The organism is Nocardia thraciensis, from assembly GCF_054782435.1.
Genome location: NZ_BAAGSM010000007.1, coordinates 1 through 24,240, shown reverse-complemented (window position 1 = coordinate 24,240; position 24,240 = coordinate 1). Strand labels below are relative to the sequence as shown.

Sequence of the window (24,240 nt, the reverse complement as noted above, 5' to 3'; positions counted from 1 at the left end):
GGGCCATCGCCGGGCCGGACGTGGTCACAGCGGCCCGAATTCCTCGTCGACCAGGCTGAACAGTTCATCGTCGGTGGCCTCGTCCAGTTCGGATGCCGTATCCGGGCGGCTGTCGAGGCGGGCTCGCGCGGCGGCCTCGAAACGGCTCAGCGTCCGGCGCGCGGCCTCCCGGTCGGCCTCGTCGTCCAGGGTGTCGAGCAGTGACTCGATCTGTTCGAGAGCGCCGCCGAGCCGCGACAGCGGCGACAGCGCGGGCGCGGGGACGAGCCGGGAGGCCAGGTACTCGGCCACCGCACGCGGTGTCGGATAGTCGAACACGACCGTGGACCGCAACGACAGCCCGGTCAGCCGGCTGAGCCGGTTGCGCAGTTCGACCGCGCCGAGCGAGTCGACGCCCAGATCGGAGAAGGAGTCGTCCGGGCCGACGGACGCGGCGTTCGCCACCACCGCGACATTCTCACGCACCAGTTCCCCGATGACCTCGACACGCTCCTCGGCCGCACATCCGGCCAGCCGCTCCGGCAACTCGGAATCCGACCGCTGCGTCCCCGTTCGCGCGGTCACCAGCCCCCGCAGCATGGGGTGGATCTCGGCAGCGGCGGAATGCGCATCGAACCTGATCGGCGCCAGGACCGCGGAGTCGGTGGTCAACGCGAGATCGAACAGCGCGAGCGCGGTCGCGGGCTCCAGCGTGGCGATGCCGAGGCGGCGCCAGCGCGCCAGGTCCGCCTCCCGCAGCCGACTCACCATTCCGTCCTCGACCGCCCACGGACCCCAGGCGAGCGACAGGGCGGATGATCCGGCCGCCCGCCGCCGCCGCACTACCGCATCCAATCCCGCGCTGGCGGTCGCATAACCGGCCTGACCGGCCGGACCCAGCAGCCCGGCCACCGAGGAGAACACCACGAAGGCCGGAAGGTTCAGTTCGCGGGTGAGTTCGTCCAGCATCATCGCGCCGGTGACCTTCGGCGCCCAGGCCCGCTCGAGGTGTTCCGGGGTGAGCGAGGCGAGGACGGAGTCGTCGAGTACACCGGCGGCATGCACGACAGCCGAAAGCGGTCGGCGCGCCGCGATGTCGCGAAGCACCGACCGCATCGAATCCCGATCGGTGACGTCGACAGCCGGAGTCGTGACCTCGCACCCGGCGCTGGACAATTCCTCGACCAGTTCCCGCGCACCCGGGGCGGCGGCCCCCGCTCGGCTCGTGAGCACCAGGTGCCGCACACCGTGCGCCGAGACGAGATGCCGGGCCAGAGTCTTCCCCAATCCGCCTGTGCCGCCGGTGATCAGCACCGTACCGGAGTTCCAGCCCTCGGGGGCGCGGCCGCCCTCCCGGGTCGCGCGGACCAGATGTGGCGCCAGGGCCGTGTTCCGACCCTCGTCACCCGGCCGCCAGGCGAGTTGCGGATATTCCGCGCCGGTCACCACGTGCCACTCGATTCGGCCCGGATCGTCGGCATCGACGAGGAGGAAGCGGTCCGGATACTCGGACTGTGCCGATCGCACCAAACCCCATACGGCCGCGCTCATTACATCGACCGACTCGCCCGGTCCGCAGGCGACCGCCCCGGAGGTGACCACGACCAGCCGCGTCGCCGCGAACCGCTCGTCACCGACGAATTCCTGGACCTGACCCAGGATTCGCGCCGCGCCCTGTGCACCGTCGACCACCACGAAGTCCGGGGCTTCCCCGATGTCGTCGAGGGCCGCGTACCCGCCATCGAATACGTTGTTGCCCTGTACTTTTCGGGAGGCGACAGCCGCCTGGAAAGTGGGATCGCCCACCACCGCCACCGACCCCGTCGAGGTGTCGGCACGCGGTTCGATGGGCCGCCAGATCATTTCGTACAGCGATCGCTGCCCCGCTCCGCGATGCGCGAGCAGCTGCGCGGCCTCGACGGGACGGAAACTGATCGCATCGGCCGTGAGGACGGGCCGCCCGCGGTCGTCCACCGCGGCAACGGTCCACGCCGAATCGCCCGCCGCGGCGACCCGTGCGCGCAGTGTGGTGGTTCCGGACCGGTAGCGCCGGATACCGCGCCAGTCGAAAAGCATTCGGCCGGTTCCGGTCGTACCGAACCCGACCACGGCGCCGCCGTGCAGTACCGCGTCGAACAGGCCGGGGTGCAATCCGTAGGCGGCGGCACCCGCGCGCTGCTCCGGCTCGGCCACGACCACGGTGTACAGCACGCCGTCGCGCTGCCAGGCCGCCCGCACACCGCGAAAGGCGGGACCGTAGTCGAAGCCGTAACCCGCCAGCCGCGCGTATACCTCGCCCGTCTCGATGACCTGCGCCCCGGGAGGCGGCCACGGCCCGTGACCGAGCTCAGCGAGCGCGGCCGCGGCATCCGGCTCGGCCTTCGCCGGGGCTACCGACCCGGCAGCATGCCGGGTCCAGTCGGCCGCATCGTCGTCGGGCCGGGAGAGAATCGCGACCGACCGGGCGCCGGTGTCGTCGGGTGTGCCCACACTCACCTGAATCTGCGCGGTCGCACCATCGCTGAGCAGCAGCGGCACCTCCAGGGTGAGATCGCGCAGCAGTCCGCACCGCACATTTTCCCCTGCCCAGGTCGCCATTTCGATGAACGCGGTGGCCGGAACGACCACCTCGCCCAGCAGAACGTGGTCGTCGACCCACGCGTGGGTCCGCGGGGAAAGCCGTCCGGCGAAGACGACCTGCCCGGTGTCGGCGACCGACAGCCGGCTGGTGAGGATCGGATGGCCGGTGCCCGCGCCGGTGTCGGCGGGCGCCGAGTCGAGCCAGTACCGCCGATGCTGGAACGGGTAGGTCGGCAGGTCGACCCGCCGCCCGCCCCGCCCGGCGAAGAACCGCGTCCAGTCCACCGGCACGCCCGTACAGTGGGCGTCCGCGACAGCGCGTACCAGCGTGGTGACCTCGCCGGACCCGGAACGCTGCGCGGCCACGACCGGAACCTCGCCGAGCGTCCGTGCGACCATGCCCGCCAGCACGCTGTCCGGCCCGATCTCCATGAACCGGACCGCCCCGGCGGCACGGACCGCGGTGAGTCCCGCCGCGAACAACACCGTCCGGCGGACCTGCCGCGCCCAGTATCGAGGGTCGGTGAACAGTTCCGATTCGATGCGCCCGGTGACCGTGGAGGCCATCGGGATGCGTGGCGGATGCCAGGTCAGCTCCCGGCACACCGCTTCGAACTCCGCGAGCATCGGTTCCATCAGTTCGGAATGGAAGGCGTGCGAGACCTGCAGCCGCCGGGTGCGGCGATGCCGCCACTGCCCGGCCAGCGTGTCGATGCCGATCGCCGGGCCCGAAACCACCACCGCGCCCGGGGCATTCACCGCGGCCAGTCCCACTCCCGGTGGCAGATCCGTGATCTCGTCCGGATCGGCGTCGATCGCCAGCATGGCGCCGCCCGTCGGCAGCTTCGCCATCATTTGCCCGCGTGCCCGCACCAGCCGCACCGCGTCGGGCAGGTCGAGCACCCCGGCAAGGTGTGCGGCGGCGATCTCCCCGATCGAGTGCCCCACGACCAGATCCGGTGTGACACCCCAGGAATCGAGCAGTCGTGCCAGGGCGACCTCCACCGCGAACACGCCCAGCTGCGTATTGTCGGTGCGGTCCAGATCCGTCTCCGCGGCGAACAACCAACTCGGATCACAGATCTCTCGGATCGCCGCGGCGAAGACGGGAAAGGTGTCGAACAGCTCGCGGCCCATACCTGGTCGCTGGGAGCCCTGGCCGGAGAATATCCACGCTGTCCGCCCCGCTGTCGCGGGCACCGGCACGATCCGGTCCAGCTCCGCCTCATCCAGCACGGCGGCGCGCCAGCCGAGATGGGCGCGGGCAGTGGCCAATTCCCATCCCACGTCCACCGGCCGCAATCCGCTACTGCCGCCGCGCAGGCGCTCCGCCGCGGCGCGCACCGCGTGTGCACTCCGCCCGGACACCAGCCACGGCACCGGAAGCGGCGAATTCTCCTCTCCCGCAGGGGGTTCCGGCTCAGCCGGAGCCTGTTCGAGGATGACGTGGGCGTTCGTCCCGCTGATGCCGTAGGAGGACACCGCCGCGCGACGCACCCGACCGGGCTCCTCCCACCGCCGCGGCTCGGTCAGCAGTTCCACCGCCCCGGCGGACCAATCCACGTGCGGGGTCGGGTTGTCCGCGTGCAACGTGCGCGGCATCGTCCGGCGGCGGATGGCCTCCACCATCTTGATCACCCCGGCGATGCCGGCCGCGCCGACGGTGTGTCCGATATTCGATTTCACCGAGCCGAGCCGGGCGGGCCGACCGCGATCCTGTCCGTAGGTCGCCAGCAGGGCGCGGGCCTCGACCGGATCGCCCAGCGGTGTCCCGGTGCCGTGCGCCTCCAGCAAGTCCACGGCCGCGGGCGCGAGACCGGCGTCGGACAGCGCGGCGCGGATCACTCGCTCCTGCGCGGCCCCGCTGGGCGCGGTCAACCCGTTCGAGGCCCCGTCCTGGTTGGTGGCGCTGCCCCGCAGCACCGCCAGCACCCGATGGCCGCGGGCGCGCGCCTGCGACAAGGGTTCCACCGCAACCAGTCCCGCGCCCTCCGCGAAGGCCACGCCGTCGGCATCGGCGCCGAACGATTTGCAGCGGCCGTCCGGCGACAACCCGCGCCGGCGCGCGAAATCCACGAACAGATAGGGCGACCCCCAGACCGATACGCCACCGGCGAGGGCGAGCGAACATTCGCCCGAGCGCACGGACCGGGCGGCGAGATGCAGCGCCACCAGCGACGACGAGCACGCCGTATCGACAGTGACCGCGGGGCCGGAGAACCCGAACACATACGCGAGGCGTCCCGACAGCACGCTCTGCGTGGTGCCGGTCAGCCGGAAGCCCTCGAGTTCGCCGGACACCCGCGGATGGTAGTCCGCGATCGTCGCGCCGACGAAGACGCCGACCGCGCTGTCGCGCAACGACTCCGGGTCGATTCCGGCATCCTCGAGCGCCTCCCAGGCCACCTCCAGCAGCAGTCGCTGCTGCGGATCCATGGCCGCCGCCTCGCCCGGCCCGATGCCGAAGAATTCCGCGTCGAATCCGGCGACGTCGTCGAGGAACCCACCGGTTCGCGCGTAGACGGTGCCCGGGGTGTCCGGGTCGGGATCGTAGAGTCGTTCGAGATCCCAACCCCGATCGTCCGGGAATTCGGACATGGCGTCGACACCGGCGGCGACCAGGTCCCACAGATCGTGTCGTGAGGCCACTCCGCCGGGGAATCGGCAGCCGATGCCGACGATCGCGACCGGTTCGCCGGTGGCGTTCGCGGCGGGCAGCGCCGGGATGGTCGCGGGTGCGGTGGTGTGTCCGGAACTCCGGAGCATGAACCGGGTCAATGCCGCGGGTGTGGGGTGGTCGAATACCAGTGTGGCGGGCAGGCGCAGTCCCGTGGCCCGCGCGAGGCGGTTGCGCAGTTCGACGCCGCCGAGCGAGTCCAGATCCAGATCGGTGAAGGCGACCGACGGATCGATGTCCGCCGCATCGGATCCGGTGACCAGTGCGACCTGCTCGCGCACCAGTTTGTCGACCGCGTCCGCGCGGGCCGGGGCCGGGAGACCGGCCAGGCGGGCACCCAGCGGCGAACGGTGCGCGGGATCCGGTCGCGCCGGATCCCGGAACAGTGCGTGTCGGGCCTGCGGGTGCCGCGCGGTGTCCACCATCCGCAACGGGATCAGCACGGTCGCACCGGAACTCGGGGCACTGTCCGCGACTCGCAGGGCGGGCTCACGGTCGAGGGGCGCGATACCCGAGCGTCGCCACCGCGCCGTGTCGGCGTCGGCGAGCCGACCGGCCATACCGTCGGACACATCCCACGGGCCCCAGGCGAGCGAGACCGCGGGGTACCCGGCGGCGCGACGGCGCCGGGCCAGGGCGTCGAGTGCGGCGTTGGCCGCCGCGTAGGCGGCCTGCCCGGCCGTGCCGAGAATTCCCGCCGCCGAGGAGAACAGCACGAACGCCGTCAGCTCGAGTTCGCGGGTGAGCTGGTCCAGGACCAGCGCGCCGTCCACCTTGGGCGCCCGCACACGTCGCAGCTGGTCGCGAGTCGTGGACAGGACGGTGGCGTCGTCGAGCACCCCTGCCGCATGCACAACCGCCGACAGCGGGGTGGCGGCGGGAATCGCGGCCAGCACGGCCGCGACCGCGTCCCGGTCGGTCACATCACACGCCGAGATCGTGACGGCGCATCCGGCCGCCGCCAGCTCCTCGGCCAGTTGGTCCGCGCCGGGTGCGTCGGGGCCGCGCCGACTCAGCAGGATCAGATGCGGAACGCCGCGCGCGGCCAGTTGCCGGGCGAGCAGCGCGCCGAGCCCGCCGGTTCCTCCGGTGATCAGCACCGCTCCGGTGCCCCAGGGGGCTTCACCCCCGGCCGAGTCGACCGGGGCCGCGGTCAGGCGCGGCGCGGTGGGCGTCCCGTTCCGCCAGCTCAGCTGCGGGTATCCGGCTTCCAGTACCGCAGCCCAGTCGGTACCGTCCGGGTCGTCGGTATCGACCAGCAGCACCCGCCCCGGATGTTCCGACTGCGTCGCGCGCACCAGGCCGTGGACACCCGCGGCCTCCGGGTCGGTATCGGCGGCGCGGGTGTGCACGATCAGGCGCTGCTGCGCGAAGCGTTCATCACGCAGGAAACCTTGTAGGCGGTCGAGCACGTCCGCGACTCCGGCCGCGCCATCCATCCGTACGGCGTCGGTGACCGGATCGGCCGACGGGTCGAACTCCGCGACCGTGCGCGCGGCGGCTCCGGACGGCAATTCGACCGGGACCCAGGTCAATTCGAACACGGTCACGGCCGGGTCCGGGGTGCGGTCGCGAGCATCCGGATCGAAGGTCCGGAAGACGACGCGGTCGACCGAGAGCACCGGACGGCCGTCCGGATCGATGACGGCCACGCGGAATCCGTCGGCGCCCACCGGCGCCGAGCGCACCCGCAGCCGCGTCGCGCCGGTCGCGTAGCAGCGCACACCCGAGAATCCGAACAGCAGCCGCCCCTGCCGCCGCGGCAGTTCTTCGGCCAGTGCGTACTGCGCGAACCCGGCCTGCAGCGCGAGGTCGAACAGCGCCGGGTGAACGACGTAGCGGTCTGCCTCGGCGGCGATGTCGGCGGCGGGTGCGATCTCGGCGAACACCTCGCCCGGGCGGCGCCACACCGCCTCGACGCCCAGGAACGTCGGGCCGTAGGTCAGGCCCGCGACATCGGAGATCCGCTCGACAACCCGTTCCGGCGGTACGGATTCCGTCCCGGCGGGCGGCCACTGCTCCTCGGCCAGGCGCGCGAGCGCCGGATCGGAATCCGGATCGGCGTCGACACCGGAATAGGCGCCCGAGCCCGAGTGCACCCATTCGGCATGGTCGCCCACCCGGAATCCCACCGTGAACGGTCGTCGGCCGTCGCCGTCGGGCGGGTCGATCAGGATCTGAATCGCCACGGCGCCCTGAGCGGGCGGCAGGATCGGGGCCGACAGCGTCAGCTCCTCCAGCGCCCCACACCCGGCCTCCGCGCCCGCCCGCAGCAGCAGCTCGACGACGCCGGTGCCCGGGAATACCGGTGCGCCGAAGGAGCGATGGTCGCCGACCCACGGATGGGTACGCAGTGCGAATCGACCGGAGAACAGCTGTTCCCCGGCGCGGGCGAGGGTTTCGGAGCCGGTCAGCACCGGATGTTCGAGCGAGGCGCCGAGCTGTGGGGCCGCGGGGGCGATCCAGTAGCGGCGGTGCTGGAACGGGTATCCCGGCAGATCCACGCGGCGCGCGCCCTGCCCGTCGAAGAACCGCGTCCAGTCGACCGCGACCCCCGCGCAATGCGCGTCCGCCACCGCCCGCACCAGCGTCTCGACCTCGCCGCGGCCACGTCGCTGCAGTGCCAGCACCGCATCGGCGTCGATGACACCGGCGAGAGCCGCGTCGGGACCGATCTCGAGATACCGGGTACCGCCCGCCTCCCGCGCCGCGGCGATGGCATCGGCGAACCGGACCGGCGCACGAACCTGCCCGACCCAATACTCGGGATCGGCGAGCAGGTCGGACTCGATGCGTCCGGTCACGCCCGACGCTATCGCGAGTCGTGGTGTGTTCCAGGTCAGTTCGCGACAGACCGCGGCGAATTCGGGCAGCATGGGTTGCACGAGTTCGGAGTGGAACGCGTGTCCGACGCGCAGTCGTCGCGTCCGGTACCGCGTGCGCTGCTCGAAGAGCGCGATACCCGCCACCGGTCCGGACAGCACCACCGACCGCGGACCGTTGACCGCGGCCACCGAGACGCCGGTGGGTAGCTCGCCGATCTGGTTCCGCGCGGCCGCGACCGCGAGCATGGCGCCGCCGGTCGCCAGCGCGGCCATCAACGTACCGCGCGCGGTGACGAGCCGAACCGCGTCGTCGAGGGACAACACCCCCGCGATATGGGCCGCGGTGATCTCACCGATGGAGTGCCCCACCACCAGATCCGGTGTGACGCCCCAGGATCCGAGCAGCCGGGTCAATGCGACCTCGAACGCGAACAAGCCCACTTGCGTGTTGTCCGTGCGATCCAGGTCGGCGTCGTCGGCGAACAGCCGATCCGGATCACAGATGCGGCGGATGGTGTCGCGGAACACCGGAAAGGTCTCGAACAGTTCCCGACCCATCTGCGGTCGTTGCGACCCCTGGCCGCTGTAGACGAACACCGTCCGGCCGGGTACCACTCGCATCGGCGCCACCCCGGGCCCGTCCGCGTCGATGATCTGGGCGCGATACTCGAGATGTGTCCGGGCACAGGCCAATTCGAACCCGATATCGACCGGTCGGCGGCCCGCGAGGTGACGGCGCAACCGCTCGGCGGCCGCCCGTGCGGCCTGTTCGGTCCGGCCCGACACCAGCCACGGCGCCACCGGGATCGGGATTCCCGCCGGTTCCGGCGCCGGGGGCGCCTCCTCGACGATCACATGCGCGTTGGTGCCGCTGATTCCGAACGACGACACCCCGGCCCGCCGCGGCCGCCCCGCCACCGGTTCCCACGCACGTGCCTCGGTGAGCAGTTCCACCGCGCCGGCGGCCCAGTCCACATGCGGCGACGGTGCTTCGGCGTGCAGGGTGCGGGGCGCGATGCCGTGCCGCATCGCCTGCACCATCTTGATCACCCCGGCGATTCCGGCCGCGGCCACGGTGTGCCCGATATTCGACTTCACCGAGCCGAGCCACAGCGGCCGGTCCCGGTCCCGGCCGTAGGTCGCCAACACCGCCTGCGCCTCGATCGGGTCGCCCAGCCGGGTACCGGTGCCGTGTGCTTCCACCACATCCACATCCGCCGGGCCCAGCCCCGCATTCGCCAGGGCGGCCCGGATCACCCGCTGCTGCGCGGGACCGTTCGGCGCGGTCAGTCCGTTCGACGCACCGTCCTGGTTGATCGCCGAACCGCGGATCACCCCCAGCACGCGATGTCCCTTCGCCCGCGCCTCGGACAGCCGTTCCACCAGCACCAGCCCGGCGCCTTCGGCCCATCCGACGCCGTCCGCGTCCGCGCCGAACGATTTGCAGCGCCCATCCGGGGCCAACCCGCGCTGACGGGCGAATTCGACGAACAGGAACGGCGACGCGAGTACGGTCACCCCGCCCGCCAACGCCGCCGAACATTCCCCCGACCGCACCGCCGCGGCCGCCAGATGCAGCGCGACCAGCGACGACGAGCACGCCGTGTCCACGGTCAGCGCCGGACCCTCGAGCCCGAAGACGTAGGCCAGGCGACCGGAGATCACACTGGTGTGCTGCCCGGTGAGCCGCAGCCCTTCCGTGCTCGCATCGTCACCCCCGTAGTCGACGTCACCGGCGCCGATGAAGACGCCGATCGTGCTGCCGCGGCACGACTCGGGATCGATTCCGGCGTCCTGCAACGCATCCCAGGCCACCTCCAGCAGAATTCGCTGCTGTGGGTCCATGGCCGCGGCCTCGCCGGGGCCGATGCCGAACAGTTCGGCATCGAAACCCGCGACGTCGTCGAGGAACCCCCCGCCGGTGGCATAGGTGCTGCCCGAGCGGTCCGGATCGGGATCCAGCAACCGGTCCAGGTCCCACCCCCGATCCGTCGGCATCGGCGATATGGCGTCGCCGCCGCGAACCAGCAACTCCCACAGTTCTTCCCGGGAACTCACCCCGCCCGGAAACCGGCAGCCGACGCCGACGATCGCCACCGGCTCGTCGGTGTGCGCAGTCGCGCGCGGGGGTTCGTCGGTCGGCGCGTCTCCGGCGACGCGGGTGCGGACGAAGCGCGCGACGGCGTCGGGTGTCGGGTGGTCGAAGACCAGCGTCGCGGGCAGCGCCAGCCCGGTCGCGTGCATCAGCCTGTCCCGGAACTGGATTCCCCCCGCCGAGTCGAGCCCGAGTTCGCGGAATGTACGCGCGGTGTCCAGCTCCGCCGCCGAGGCGTACCCCAACACCGCCGCGATCTGTTCGGCGACAAGCGCTTTCACCGCGGCCGGGTCGGCGACCTGCCGAACGGGCCGATCCGCGAGACCCGGCGCCTCCGCGCCCGTCGCACGACCCTGGCCCGAGTCCCCCGCCGCGGATACGCCGGGCATCGGCTCCGTGGCGTCGGCCGCCAGCCAGTAGCGCTGGCGTTGGAACGCGTAGGTGGGCAGATCGACGATCCGCGGATCGCGATCGCGCCACCAGACGCGCCAATCCACCGGTAGACCGTGGGCGAACGCGGCGGACAGCGCCGCGGTGAACCGGTCGGCGGAGCCGTCACCACGCCGCAGGGTGTCCAGCGCGGGCGTGGGCGCGTCCGCGGTGATCTGCTGCAGGGCCACGATCAGTCCGGGATGCGGCGAGACCTCGAGGAATACGCAAGGCCCCTGGGACAGCAGGTTCGTGACGGTTTCGGCGAAACGCACCGGTTCACGCAGCCCGCGATACCAGTAGTCGCCGTTGAGTTCGCCGGTGTCGATGAACTCGCCCGTCACCGTCGACATCATCGCGACCGTGCCGGACGTCGGCGACAGCCGCGCCAGATCGCTCACGATCTGCTCGCGCAGCCCGGCGACCTGCGTCGAATGCGACGCGTAGTCGACCGGAATCACGCGGGCCCAGATTCCGTCGCGGGTACAGTCGGCGACGACCTGCCGGACCCGCTCCGGGGGTCCGCTGATCACCACCGATTCCGGCGCGTTCACCGCCGCGACAGTCACTCCCTCCGGCAGGCGAGAACGGACAACGTCGTCTCCCAGGCCGATCGAAGCCATGGCGCCGCGACCGGCCAGTCCGTGCGCTACCGCCCGCGAGCGCAGCGCTACCACGCGGGCGCCATCGGCGATACTCAGCCCCCCGGCCACCGTGGCGGCCGCGATCTCCCCTTGCGAATGCCCCACCACGACATCGGGCTCGACGCCGAACGCCCGCCACGCCGCGGCGAGCGACACCATCACCGCCCACAGTGCGGGCTGAACGACATCGGCTCGGGCGAGCAGCTCCTCGTCACCCAGCGCCCGCCGCAGCGACCAATCCACGCCGGGCACGGCCGCCAACGCGTCGGCGCACTCCCGCATGACCGAGCCGAATTCCGGGACCGTATCCCATAGTTCGAGACCCATCCCGGCCCACTGACCGCCCTGGCCCGGAAAGACGAACACCGTGCGCGCGGTCGCGGCCCTCCCGTAGATCGGCCCCGGGCGACCGTCCGCCACGGCGGCCAGCCCGTCCAGCAAAGATTCGCGATCGTCGGCCAGCACCACGGCCCGATCCGGGAGCGCGGCCCGCGTCGAGTACAGCGAGTACCCGATATCCGCCTGCACCGCACCGGGATCGGCGGTCAACCAGCCGTGCAATCGGGCCGCCTGGGCCGCTACGCCCGCCGCACCGACGGCCGAGACGACGAACGGCAGCGCCCTGCCGGGCGCCGCCCGCACCGGTTGCGGCCGGACCGGCTCGGCCCCCGGAGCGGGCGCCTGTTCCAGGATGAGGTGGACGTTCGCCCCGCCCATCCCGAACGACGAGACCCCCGCTCGCCGAACCCCCGCCTGTCGGGGCCAGGGCTCCAGGCGATCGACGATCCGTAATCCCAGCTCCGCCAGGGGGATTCGCGGGTGGGGTGACTCGAAGTTCAGGCTCGGCGCCAGCCTGCCCCGGTACAGGCAGAGAACGGCCTCGAGCAGTCCCGCGATACCGGCGGCCGCCTCGAGGTGACCGATATTGGTCTTGATCGATCCCACCGCCAAGGCGGCGGCGCGGTCCGCGGCACCGTAGACCGCACCGAGTGCCCGGGCCTCAACCGGATCACCCGCGATGGTCCCGGTGCCGTGCAACTCCACGTAGTCGATGTCGGCCGGGGTGAGTGCGGAGCGAGCGAGTGCGCCGCGAATCGCCGCAGCCTGCCCGGCGCTGCTCGGAGCGGTCAGACCGCTGTCTCCGGAGCCGGTCGCGATCGCGCTGCCCTTGACGACGCCGTAGATTCGCCGCCGGTGCGCCACGGCGTCCGCGAGCCGTTCCAAAACGACGATCGCGCCGCCCTCACCGCGGACATGACCGTTCGCGCGGGCATCGAAGGCGTAGCACCGACCGTCGGGCGACAGCGCGCCGAATTCCGCGGCCAGCGCGTTCCCGAAGGGCGACAGGATGAGATGCACACCACCGGCGAGGGCGAGTCCCGACTCACCCGAATGCAGACTCTCGCAAGCCAGGTGGACCGCGGCCAGCGAGGACGACTGGCCGGTGTCGACGGCCAGGCTCGGTGCGTCGAACCCGAAGACCCGCGAGATCCGGTTCGCGACCACCGATCGACCGAGCCCGGACAAGCTGTGCCGGGTGATCGCCGTCGACCCCTGCCGCGCCACCAGATCGCCGTAGTCGCCTCCGGCGACGCCGAGAAAGACCCCGGTTCGGTCGGGCGCGCGATCGGGTGCGATCCGCGCGTCCTCGAGCGCCTCCCAGGCCAGCTCCAACGCCAACCGCTGCTGGGGATCCATGGCCGCCGCCTCGGTGGGCGCGATCCCGAACGCCGCGGGATCGAACAGGTCGACACCGTCGATGAAGCCACCGCGCGGCAGCCCCCCAGGTCGGCCGGGCGGCACCGCGCCGACGGTCTCGATGCCGTCGCGCAGTATCGACCACAGCTCCTCGGATCCGGACGCGCCCGGCAGCCGGCATGCCATCCCGACTATCGCGATATCGGTGCGGGAATCAACCATCGGACTGCCACCTCCACAGCATTCGGGGTCGTGCACTACCGTGTCCGCGCCTCCGCGGACGCGGCGCCCGCGACGGCGCCGACGCGGACCGCCATGTTGCCGCTGGGGTGCACGTTGTCGTGCATCAACTGGTGCAGCTCGCCGATCTCGTCGAAATCGCCGCATCGAGACAGGCACGGCCGCAGCAGCCCGGCATCGACCAGGCTGATCACCTCGCGGTAATCGCGCAGGTTGGACCCGTGCGAACCCTGCAGCCGCTTCGATCGCATCCACAGGTGGCGCAGATCGACATCCCCGTTGTAGCCGGTCGTGCCGCCGCAGATCACCACCATGCCGCCGTTGTCGCAGACATACATGGAGGTGGGCAGGGTGTCCTGGCCCGTGTGCTCGAGCACCACATTCGGAAACCGGCGCTCGCCGAGGATATCCCAGATGGCCTTGCCGAATTTTCTTGCGCCCTGCAGGAATTCACCCATCGCGATATCGTCGGTCGCATCCGGCAGCCGTCCCCAGTGGTCGAATTTCGTCCGATCGATCACCCCGACAGCGCCGAGCTCGCGACAGAATTCGGCGCGCTGTTCGCTGGAGGCCACCGCGACCGGGAGCGCGCCGACCGCTTTGGCCAGCTGAATCGCCATCGAGCCCACGCCGCCCGCACCGCCCCAGATCAGCACCACGTCTCCCGGGCGCACCTCGTTGCCGCGCCACCCGAACAGCTGCCGATAGGCCGTCGGCCCGGTGAGCATGAACGAGGCCGCCTCCTCCCAGCTCAGCCGGGCCGGTTTGGGATGGCACTGGAAGTCCGACACCAGGCAGAACTGGGCGAAGGCCCCGTAATTGGTCTCATATCCCCACGCCCGCATACTCTTCGACACCGGGTGGTCGGTGCCCGCCCGGATGTCGTCGGCCGATTCGTCCCATTGGGCGCCTGCCAGCACCACGTGGTCGCCGACCGCCACACTGGTGACCCCGGCACCGACGGCCCACACGATGCCCGAGCCTTCCGACCCTCCGATATGGAAGTCCTCCGGCTCCCCTTGCTTCTGCCGCGACGAGATCACGTCTACCGGGCTACCGAGTGCGGCCCAGACATTGTTGTAGTTGATCCCGGCCGCCATCACCCGGACCAGCACCTGCCCCCGGCCGGGCGGCGGTGTCGGGACGACCTCGGTCGCGAACGCCTGCGCGGGCTCACCGAAACGCTCGCGTCTGATCAAGGACGCGTACATGTGCGGCGGGACTTCCCCCAGCGGGGGAACCTCACCGAGCTCGTACAGTTCGCGCACCTCACAACTCCATTCTGTCGGCGGGCAGCGCGCCCGTTTCGGTGTTCCGGCCGCCCAACTCGGCCAGGAGGTGGTCGGCCAGCTCGACCGGGGTCGGGTGTTCGAGAATCATGCGAATCGGGAGATCCATCCCGGTGGCGGCGGCGAGGCGTTTGCGAATCTGCAGGCCGGAGATGGAGTCCAGGCCGAGTTCGAGGAACGGTGCGGTCGTTTCGATATCGTCCACCGAGTCGTACCGCAGCACCGCGGCGATCTCACCGCGGATCAGCTCCACGACGATGCGCTGCTGTTCGGCTTCCGATCTCCCGGTCAGCTGGGCGAGTAGGGAACCGTGATCGGTGGCCGCCTGCTCGTGGTGGGTTCGCACGCGGCGGAACTCGGGCAGGTCGGCGAAGACCGCCCCGGCGCGGGTACCGGCGAAATCCGGTCGGTCCCAGTCGATATCGGCGATCAGCGCGTCCTCGTCGCCGGATAGCACCGTCTGCCACAGCGCCTCGAGGGCCACCTCGGGTTCGAGTCGTCGCGCCCCCGCGACCTCTCCGTCCGGCCAGCCGACCGCGGTCGCGGCCAGGCCCCGCCGGCGGCGGCGCTGTGCCAACGCGGCCAGCGTCGCGCTGGTTTCGGCCTCCTGTCCGCCGCCCGGTACGCCCCAGGCGCCGGACGCGGGTGAGAGCAGCACGAACGCCTCCAGTTCCCGATCGGACAGCAGGTCGTCCAGCTGGCGAGCGGTCACCAGATGCGCGGCGTCGTACCCGGTGTCCGCACCGGCGGCATGAACGACCGCGCTGAGCGGAGGGTCCCCGGCGTTGTCGGCGAGGACTCCGGCCAGCGCCGCGTGGTCACCGGGTTCGCAGCCCGCGATGGTCACGGCGGTGCCCGCCGCGCGCAGCTCCCGCCCCAATTCGTCGGCCGCGGCGCAGTCCTTCGCGGTGACGAGCACCAGATGCGGGACGCCCTCCTCGGCGAATCGACGTGCCAGGCGCCCAGCGACTCCGTCGGGCGCGCCGGTGATCAGCACCGTGCCCGAGGGCCGGAACGCGTTGTCGCCAGCGACCGGTCGCGCGCGCCGAATCCGCCGGGCGAATGTCCCATTCGCTCGAACCGCGACCTGATCGTCCGCGCCGCTGCCGAGCACAGCGCACAACTCGCTCAGCACCGCGGAATCCGGTGATTCGGGCACATCGACCACGCCGCCCCAGAGCACCGGAGCCTCGACAGCGGCAACACGGCTCCCGGCCCAGTGCCGGGCCGCACCGGGATCGGGCGCGGCGTCGCGCGGGCCGACCGCGACCGCCGAGGTGGTCACCCACCACACCGGACGATCGAAACCGATCTCGCCCAGTGCGCGCGCCAGCTCCACCGGACCGACGGCGGTGTGGTCGCCGAGAGCCGCCAGCATTCCGGCGGCATCGGCGGAAGCGGGCAGGTGCCGGAGCCGGTCGGCGAGCTCGTCCGCGGCGGATACGCCGACGACGTGCACCGACCCGAAGCGTGCCCGGACGGCATCGACGATCCGTGCGGACCGCTCATCGGTCTCGTCCTCCGGCACGAGCACGTACCAGCTCCCCTTGCCCGCGGTGGCCGGACGTCGGGCCAACCGTTCGAAGGTCGCGCGATAGCGGACCCGATCGGCCGCGCCCGCCCGCTCGGACCGCCGCCACCAGGACGACAGGCTCGGCAGCACGGCCGCCAGCGGTTCCGGATCGCCGCCGATCAGCCTCCCCAGGCCCGCGGCGTCACCGTGCTGGACCAGCTGCCAGAACTCGCCGTCGGCCGCGGCGGTCGTCCGAGCTGGAGCGGCCGCGAATTCGTCGGGGAGCCAATACCTTTGGCGCTGGAACGGATACGTCGGCAGGTCCGCCCGATAGCGCGCGGCCGAGTCGGTGAAGGCCGCTCGCCAGTCGACCGGCACGCCCTCGACGAACAGTTCGGCGGCCGAGCGATAGAAGCGGGCCAGATCGCCCTGTTCCCGCTGCAGCGTGCCACCGGTGAGCACCCGGACCGATTGATCGTTCGCGATCCGGTCGACCGACGGCAGCAGCACCGGATGCGGCCCGGGCTCGACGAAGGTTCGCCACCGTGCCCGCAGCGCCGCCCGCAGCGCGGCATCGAACTGCACTGTCCGGCGCATGTTCCGGAACCAGTAGTCGGCGTCGAGCGTGGCGGTGTCGACTTCGTCACCCACGACAGTGGAGAAGAACGGAATCTGCGCGGCGCGGGGGGTGATGGAGGCGAACGCGCTCAGGATCTCCTCACGGAATCGATCGACGTCGGCGGAGTGACCGGCGCCCGTCGCGCCCGGCACGCGCCGTACTCGCGCACCGGCCGTGGCGAGTTCGTCGGTGAGTTCGGTCAGTGCGTCCGGATCGCCCGACAGGGTCAGCGCCTCCGGGGAGTTCACCGCCGCTACCGAGACGACGCCGCCGAATCGGACGATGCGCTGCTCGATGTCGGCGGCCGGAAGCCCGAGCACCGAGATCATGGTGCCGCCGGTCAGCGTGGCGAGCAGCCGGCTGCGCACCCCGACGATCCGCGCGGCATCCGCCAGGGAGAGCGCCCCGGCGACGTAGGCAGCCGCCACCTCGCCCTGCGAATGTCCGATCACCGCGCCGGGCCGCACCCCCATCGATCGCCACAGCTCGGTGAGCGCGACCATGACCGCGAACAGGGTGGGCTGGATGATGTCGACGGTATCCATGGCCGGGGCCCCGCGATCCTGGCGCAGGATCATGCCGACCGGCCGGTCCGTCCACGGCGCCAGGGCGCGTTCGCAGTCCTCGATCGCCTGCGCGAAAACCGGAGACTCGATGAGCAGTTCACGCCCCATGCCGAGCCACTGGCCGCCCTGGCCGGGATAGACGAATACCGGCGCACCCGGATTCCGGGACACTCCGGTCGACACGTCGGGATCGACGGTGTGCCCGGCGATCGCACCGAGTCCGCGCGCCAGGTCCGCGGTCGTGGCGCCGACGATCACCGCCCGATTCTTGAAGGCGGCCCGCTTCGCGAGGGAGTACCCGATATCGGCGGGTTCGGCGGCGTTGCCGGACAACCACTCTCGCAAGCGACCGGCCTGCTCGTCCAGGGCCTTCGCGGTGCGGGCCGACAGCACCCAGGGCACGGGCCGGGCGGCGCTGAGGTCGGTGTCACCGTTATCCGTTGCGGCCGAACGGTTTTCGGCGAAGTCGGGAGCCGCGATCAGGACGTGCCCGTTCGTACCGCTCACCCCGAACGACGACACGGCGCCGACCAGCGGCCGGTCCTCGGTCCAGACGACGGGTTCGGTGAGCAGCCGCATGGCCCCCGACGACCAGTCCACATGCGAGGTCGGCGCCGTGACGTGCATGGTAGGCGGCAGCACGCCGTGCTGGATCGCCATGACGAGTTTGATCACGCCCGCGACGCCGGCGGCCGGGCCCGCGTGACCGATATTGGATTTGATCGAGCCGAGCCACAACGGCCGATCCGGGTCCCGGTCGGCTCCGTAGGTGGCCAGCAGGGCGCCCGCCTCGATCGGATCGCCGATCGCGGTCCCGGTGCCGTGCGCCTCCACCACGTCGATCCGCGCGCCGGTCAGTCGAGCGCTGGCCAGTGCGGCCCGGATCACCTGCTGTTGCGCCGCGCCGTTCGGCGCGGCCATCCCATTGGACGCTCCGTCCTGGTTGATCGCGCTGCCCGGAATGACCGCGGCGATCGGATGGCCGTTACGCCGCGCATCCGACAGGCGCTCCAGCACGATCACGCCGATGCCCTCACCCCAGCCGGTGCCGTCGGCGTCGTCGGAGAAGGACTTGCAGCGCCCATCCGGAGCCGCCGCCAGGCGTGTCATGCCGAGCAGCATGGGGGTCGACATGAGCATGACGCCGCCGGCGACGGCCAGATCGGATTCCTCGGCGCGCAGCGACTGACAGGCCTGGTGGATCGCGACCAGCGACGACGAGCAGGCGGTATCCACGGTGATGGCCGGACCGGCGAAGCCGAACGCGTAGGCCAGGCGACCGGACAACACGCTCGACATGCTGCCGGTCATCATGTGCGTCGCATCGCTGTCGTCCGGGATGTACGGGACGGCCGTGCTCTGATCCCCGTGTACGTGCGTCTCGTCCCCCGCGGCCCCCGGCTCGTCCCCGTCGCCGTTCCGGTAGCCGACGTCGGCCTGCACCAGGGAGGCCATGTAGTCGCCGCCGGTGGACCCGAGGAAGACGCCGGTGCGCGAACCCCGCAGCGCGCTGGGCACGATACCGGCCCGTTCGATCGCCTCCCAGGTCACCTCGAGCGCGAGCCGCTGCTGCGGATCCATCAGCATCGCTTCCCGCGGCGAGATGCCGAAGAACTGGGCGTCGAAACCCGCGATGTCGGTGAGGAATCCGGCCGATTGGGCATATCCCTCCTCGAGGTCACTCGATTTGGTGGAGATGACCTCCCGCATCAATTCCCAGCCGCGGTCGTTGGGATAGGTCCCGATGGCGTCGACGCGGGCGCAGACAAGGTCCCACAGCTGTTCGGGGGTATTCGCTCCGCCCGGATAGCGACAGGCCATAGCGACCACCGCGATGGGTTCGCGGGTGCGATTCTCGACCTCGGCGAGCCGTCGACGGGACTCGTTCAACTCCTGCGTGACCTTCTTGAGGTAATGCCGCAGGCGATCCTCGGTGGTAGTCATGATGTCCTTCACTCCTCCGGATCGGCCAGGCCGAGATCGCTGTCGATATAGGCGAACAGTGCGTCGTCGCCGGTCGGCACCGTCGAGTCGAGGGCGGTATCGAATCGTGCGACGATCTGACGAATTCGGCGCACGGCCGCGGCCCGGTCGGCGCTGTTACCGTCGAGGTCGGCCAGTGCGGCCTCGAGTGCGTCCACTTGCCGCGTCAGATCGGGCGCCGCGGCGGATTCGGCCACCGGGAGGCAGCCGTCGAGGTATTCGGCCACCGACTGCGGTGTCGGATGGTCGTAGGCGACCGTGGCCGGTAACCCCACTCCGGTGGCGCCCGCCAGACGGTTGCGCAGCTCCATCGCCGCCAGCGAATCGAAACCCAGATCCAGGAAGCTGGCCTGGGCATCGACGGGTTCGCCGGGGCCGAAGCCCAGCACGGCGCCGACATGCGAGCAGACCAACTCGCGCAACGTCTTCCGGCGGTCGTCGGCGGACAGTCCCGCCAATCGCGACACCAGCTCCGCAGAGACGCCGCCACCGTCGACCGGGCCAGCTCCCGCGTTCGACCCACGGACCAGGCCTCGCATCATGGAGGGCGCCACACCGCCCAATCCGGTCAGCTCTCCGGCCAATCGCGCGGGATCGAAACGCGCGGCGACCACCCGCGTCTGGTCCCCCGACACCACTCGATCCCACAATTCGAGCGCTTCCGCGACGCTCAATCCCACCAGTCCGCCGCGGCCCATCCGGGCTCGATCGGCCGCGCGCACTCCTCCGGCCATGCCGCCGGACACATTCCACAGTCCCCAGCCGATCGACCGCGCCGTCGAGCCGGTCCCGCGTCGATACTGGGCGAGCGCATCGAGAAACGCGTTGCCCGCCGCGTAATTCGCCTGTCCCGGCGCGCCGACGGTCCCCGCCACGGACGAGAACAGCACGAACTCGTCCAGCTCCAGCCCCCGCGTCGCCTCGTGCAGATGCCAGGCGCCGTCCACCTTCGATCGCAATACCGTCGCCATACGCTCCGGCGACAGCGCGGCGACCATGTCGTCGTCCAGGACTCCGGCCGTATACACCACCGCCGAGAGCTTTCCGCCTTCCGAACCCGCCCACCGCACCAGGCGCCGCACGTCCCCGCGCACGGACACATCGCAGACCGCGCCCCGTATCCGTGCGCCCGCCGCGGCCAATTCCTCGGCCAGAGCCGTGACCGCCCCGGCGCCGGACCGCGACGCCACCACCACATCCCGGACCCCGCGCTCCACGACGAGATGCCGCACCACGATGCTCGCCAGCTCGCCACCGCCGACCACCAGCACCACGCCATCGGATATCCCGTTCGATCGTGGCACGTCGCCCGGCGTGGCCGCGTCCCCTGCGGCGCTCTCGTCCGCGAGCATCAGCCGCGGTGCCCACGCTCCCGAAACACGCACCACCACTTCGGATTCCGTTCCGGCGGCCACCGCGGACACCGCCGCGCGCAGGTCGCCGCCCGCGAAGTCCACCAGCGCCGATCGTCCGGGATACTCAAGTTGCGCCGTCCGCGCCAAACCGGCCACAGCCGACTGGACCAGACCGGCCACGTCCAAGGCGCCGTCGCCCGCGACGGGCACCGCCACCGCGCCGGAGGTCATCAGCACCAGGCGCACCGAGCCCAGCCCGCCGCTCACCACCCACTTCTGCACGAGGTCCAGGGCACTCACCGCGGCGCGCAGCGCACCACCGGCGACGTCGATGTCGCCGCTCATATCGGCCGGTGTCCAGCATGGCGCCACCACGGCCACCGGTGCTCGAACGCCGGCGCCCAGCGCCTCCACCACGTCGTCGACATTCGCGAACCATCGGTCGGCGGCTCCGGATACCTTGTCCCCCAGGGCATTCGGATCACCGATACCCCACACCACCCCGGACGATCCCGATACTTCAGGCAGTCGGACCCAGGTGGTCTCGAACAGCGCGGCCCGGCCGCTCAGCGCGGCCAACTGCCGCCGCGACACCGGAAGCAGCGCCACCGCGTCCACGGAGGCCACCGGCGCACCGGTCGAATCCGCGATCGATATCGAGACCCGGTCGTGGTCCCGGCGCAACCGGACCCGCAAGCTTGTCGGCCGGGTCTCCCGCAGCGACACTCCCGTGAACGACACCGGGAGCCACAGCCGATCGGTATCCAGTTCGGCCGGTGCGCCCGGCTCGTCCGAACCGGCGACCGACACGGCCCAGGCATGCAATGCGGCATCGAACAGCGCCGGGTGCACGCCGAATCCCGATACGTCCAGTCCGGCGGCCTCGATCTCGGCGCACACTTCGTCCGGGCCGCACCGCCAGACCCGCCGCACCCCTTGGAAGGACGGTCCGTACCCGTATCCGAGCGCCGCCAGGCGGCGGTAGCCGCGCGCGACGTCGGCGGCGACAGCTCGCTCCGGTGGCCAGGCGCCGTCCAGCCGTTCCGGGGCCGCCCCGCCGGTGGCCACGACTCCCGAGCAATGCCGTGTCCATCCCGACGCGCCGCCGGGGCGGTCCTCGGCGCGGCCGTCATCGGGTCGGAAATAGATCGTCACCGGACGCCGCGTCGCACCCGCGCCGACCACCACCCGGACCAGGACGCCGCGATCCGCCACGGTCAGCGGCTCCTCGAGCAACAGTTCCTCGAGACGGGGGAAGCCAACCAAACCACCTGCGGCAGAAGCCAATTCGACGAATGCGGTGCCGGGCAGCAGTACGGACCCGAAGACCGAGTGGTCGGCCAGCCACGGTTGGGCTGTCGTCGACACGTACCCGGTGAACACGGTATCGCCACCAGGGATGTCCACAACCGTGCGCAGGATCGAATGCGCAACCCCGTGCAGACCGAGATCCGACGGTTCCGGTGCGCCGCTTTCGTGAACGGCGGGGTACAGCCAGAACCGCCGCCGCTGGAAGGCATACGTCGGTAGATCGACCGCGCGGGCGCCGGTTCCGGCATAGAATTCCGTCCAATCCACCCCGACGCCGTGGCAATGGGCCCGAGCGAGACAGCGCACCAGCGCCTCGACCTGATTCCGGTCTCGCCGCTGCGTGGCCAGCACGACCGCTTCGTCACCCACGGTCCGTGAGATCATCGGCGCCAGCGCGGCATCCGGGCCGACCTCCAGGAATCGCACGCCGGTACCCTGTCCGGCGAGCCGGATTCCGTCGGCGAATCGTACGGGTTGGCGGACCTGTCGCACCCAGTACGCCGGGTCGGTGAACAGTTCCGATTCGATCTGGCCGGTGACAGTGGAGACGATCGGTATCCGGGGCAGACTAAAGGTAAGGCTGCGGCACACCGCCTCGAACTCGGTGAGCATCGGCTCGATCATGCTCGAGTGGAAGGCGTGTGACACCCGCAGTCGCCGTACCCGAGTACGCGTACCCCACAGTCGCTGAACATCCTCGATCGCCTCGACAGGACCGGACACCACCACCGAGCCCGGCGCGTTTACCGCGGCCACCGACACGCCCACCGGAAGCGTCTGCGCCACAGTCGATTCCGCGGCCTCGACCGCCAACATCGCCCCACCGGGCAATTCCGACATCAACCGCGCCCGCTCCGACACCAACCGCACCGCATCTTCGACCGACAACACCCCCGCCACATGCGCGGCAGCGATCTCCCCCACCGAATGGCCCACCAGGAGATCCGGTGCCACCCCCCACGACTCCAACAGCCGGAACAACCCCACCTCGACCGCGAACAACGCCACCTGCGTATTCCCCGTCGCGTCCAAATCCGTTCCAGAATCAAACAACCACCCCGGATCACAAATCTCACGCACCGCGTCGGCGAATACCGGAAAAGCCTCGAACAACTCCCGGCCCATCCCCGACCATTGCGCACCCTGACCGGAAAACACCACCACCGATTTACCCGCCGACACCCGAACCGGCTCGGAGACATCCTCGGAAACGGCTCCGTCGGCACCCGCGACAATGACCGACCGCCACGGCAGCTGCGCCCGGGTCACCGCCGCCGACCAACCCACGTCCACAGCGGTGGCATCGGGATTGTTCTCGACCCATTTCCGTAACCGTTCACCTTGCGCCACAACAGCTTCCGCCGACCGCCCCGACACCAGCCACGGCACCACCGGCAGCCGCGCCTCCTGTAGCGGTGTATCGGGCCGAACTGCTCGAGACCTCGCTCGTGGTGCTCGGGCATCGGTGTCGGTGGCCTGCTCCAGAATGAGGTGCGCGTTGGTGCCGCTGATTCCGAACGACGACACCCCCGCGCGGCGTGGCCGTCCCTCCTCCGGGATCCACGGCTGCTGCTCGATCAGCAACCGCACATCACCCGCCGACCAATCCACATGCGGGCTCGGCGTCTCCGCATACAACGTCGGCGGCAGAATGCCGTGCCGCATTGCTTCGATCATCTTGATCACCCCGGCAACACCCGCCGCCGCCTGCGTATGACCCATATTCGACTTCACCGACCCCAACCACAACCCACGATCACGACCCTGCCCATACGCCGCCAACAACGCCTGCGCCTCAATCGGATCACCCAACGCAGTCCCCGTCCCATGACCCTCCACCACATCCACCTCATGCGGCGCCACCCCCGCATTCGCCAACGCCGCCCGAATCACCCGCACCTGCGACGGACCATTCGGCGCCGTCAAACCATTCGACGCACCATCCTGATTCACCGCCGAACCCCGCACCACACCCAACACCCGACGACCCCCAGCCACCGCATCCGACAACCGCTCCAACACCACCAACCCCGCACCCTCACCCCACCCCACACCATCAGCACCCGCCCCGAACGACCGACACCGACCATCCGGCGACAAACCACGCTGCCGAGAAAACTCGACGAATACCGAGGGCGTGGCCAATACCGTCACGCCACCGGCCAGCGCCATATCGCATTCCCCGGCCCGCAACGCCTGACACGCCTGATGAATCGCCACCAACGACGACGAACACGCGGTATCCACCGACACCGCCGGACCCTCCAGCCCCAGCGCATACGCCACCCGACCGGAGACCACACTGGCCATTCCGCCCGAACTCAGATAGCCCTCCAATTCGTGCCGTTGTGCGCTGGTGGCCGCGACGAATCCGTAGTCGTGGTACATGACGCCCGCGAAAACACCCGTACCACTCCCACGCAACGACAACGGATCA

The 24,240-nt window shown here is 70.8% G+C and carries 4 protein-coding genes; all 4 read right to left on the bottom strand.

Going from position 1 to position 24,240, the window contains the following annotated elements:
* Positions 1–24 precede the first annotated feature (24 nt).
* The gene (locus tag ACYVLQ_RS00855) at positions 25–13,149 is read right to left on the bottom strand and encodes an SDR family NAD(P)-dependent oxidoreductase (RefSeq protein ID WP_460695396.1); all 13,125 of its coding nucleotides are present in this window, start codon (positions 13,147–13,149) and stop codon (positions 25–27) included.
* A 35-nt stretch (positions 13,150–13,184) separates the two neighbouring features.
* Positions 13,185–14,435, bottom strand: a complete 1,251-nt coding sequence (gene ccrA / locus ACYVLQ_RS00850; RefSeq protein ID WP_460695395.1) for a crotonyl-CoA carboxylase/reductase — start codon at positions 14,433–14,435, stop codon at positions 13,185–13,187.
* A 1-nt stretch (position 14,436) separates the two neighbouring features.
* A complete protein-coding gene (locus ACYVLQ_RS00845) occupies positions 14,437–19,098 on the bottom strand; it encodes a type I polyketide synthase (protein ID WP_460695394.1) in 4,662 nt (1,553 codons plus the stop codon).
* Positions 19,099–19,106: 8 nt separating this feature from the next.
* The coding region (locus ACYVLQ_RS00840; protein ID WP_460695393.1) for a type I polyketide synthase at positions 19,107–24,240 on the bottom strand (5,134 nt) is incomplete at its 5' end.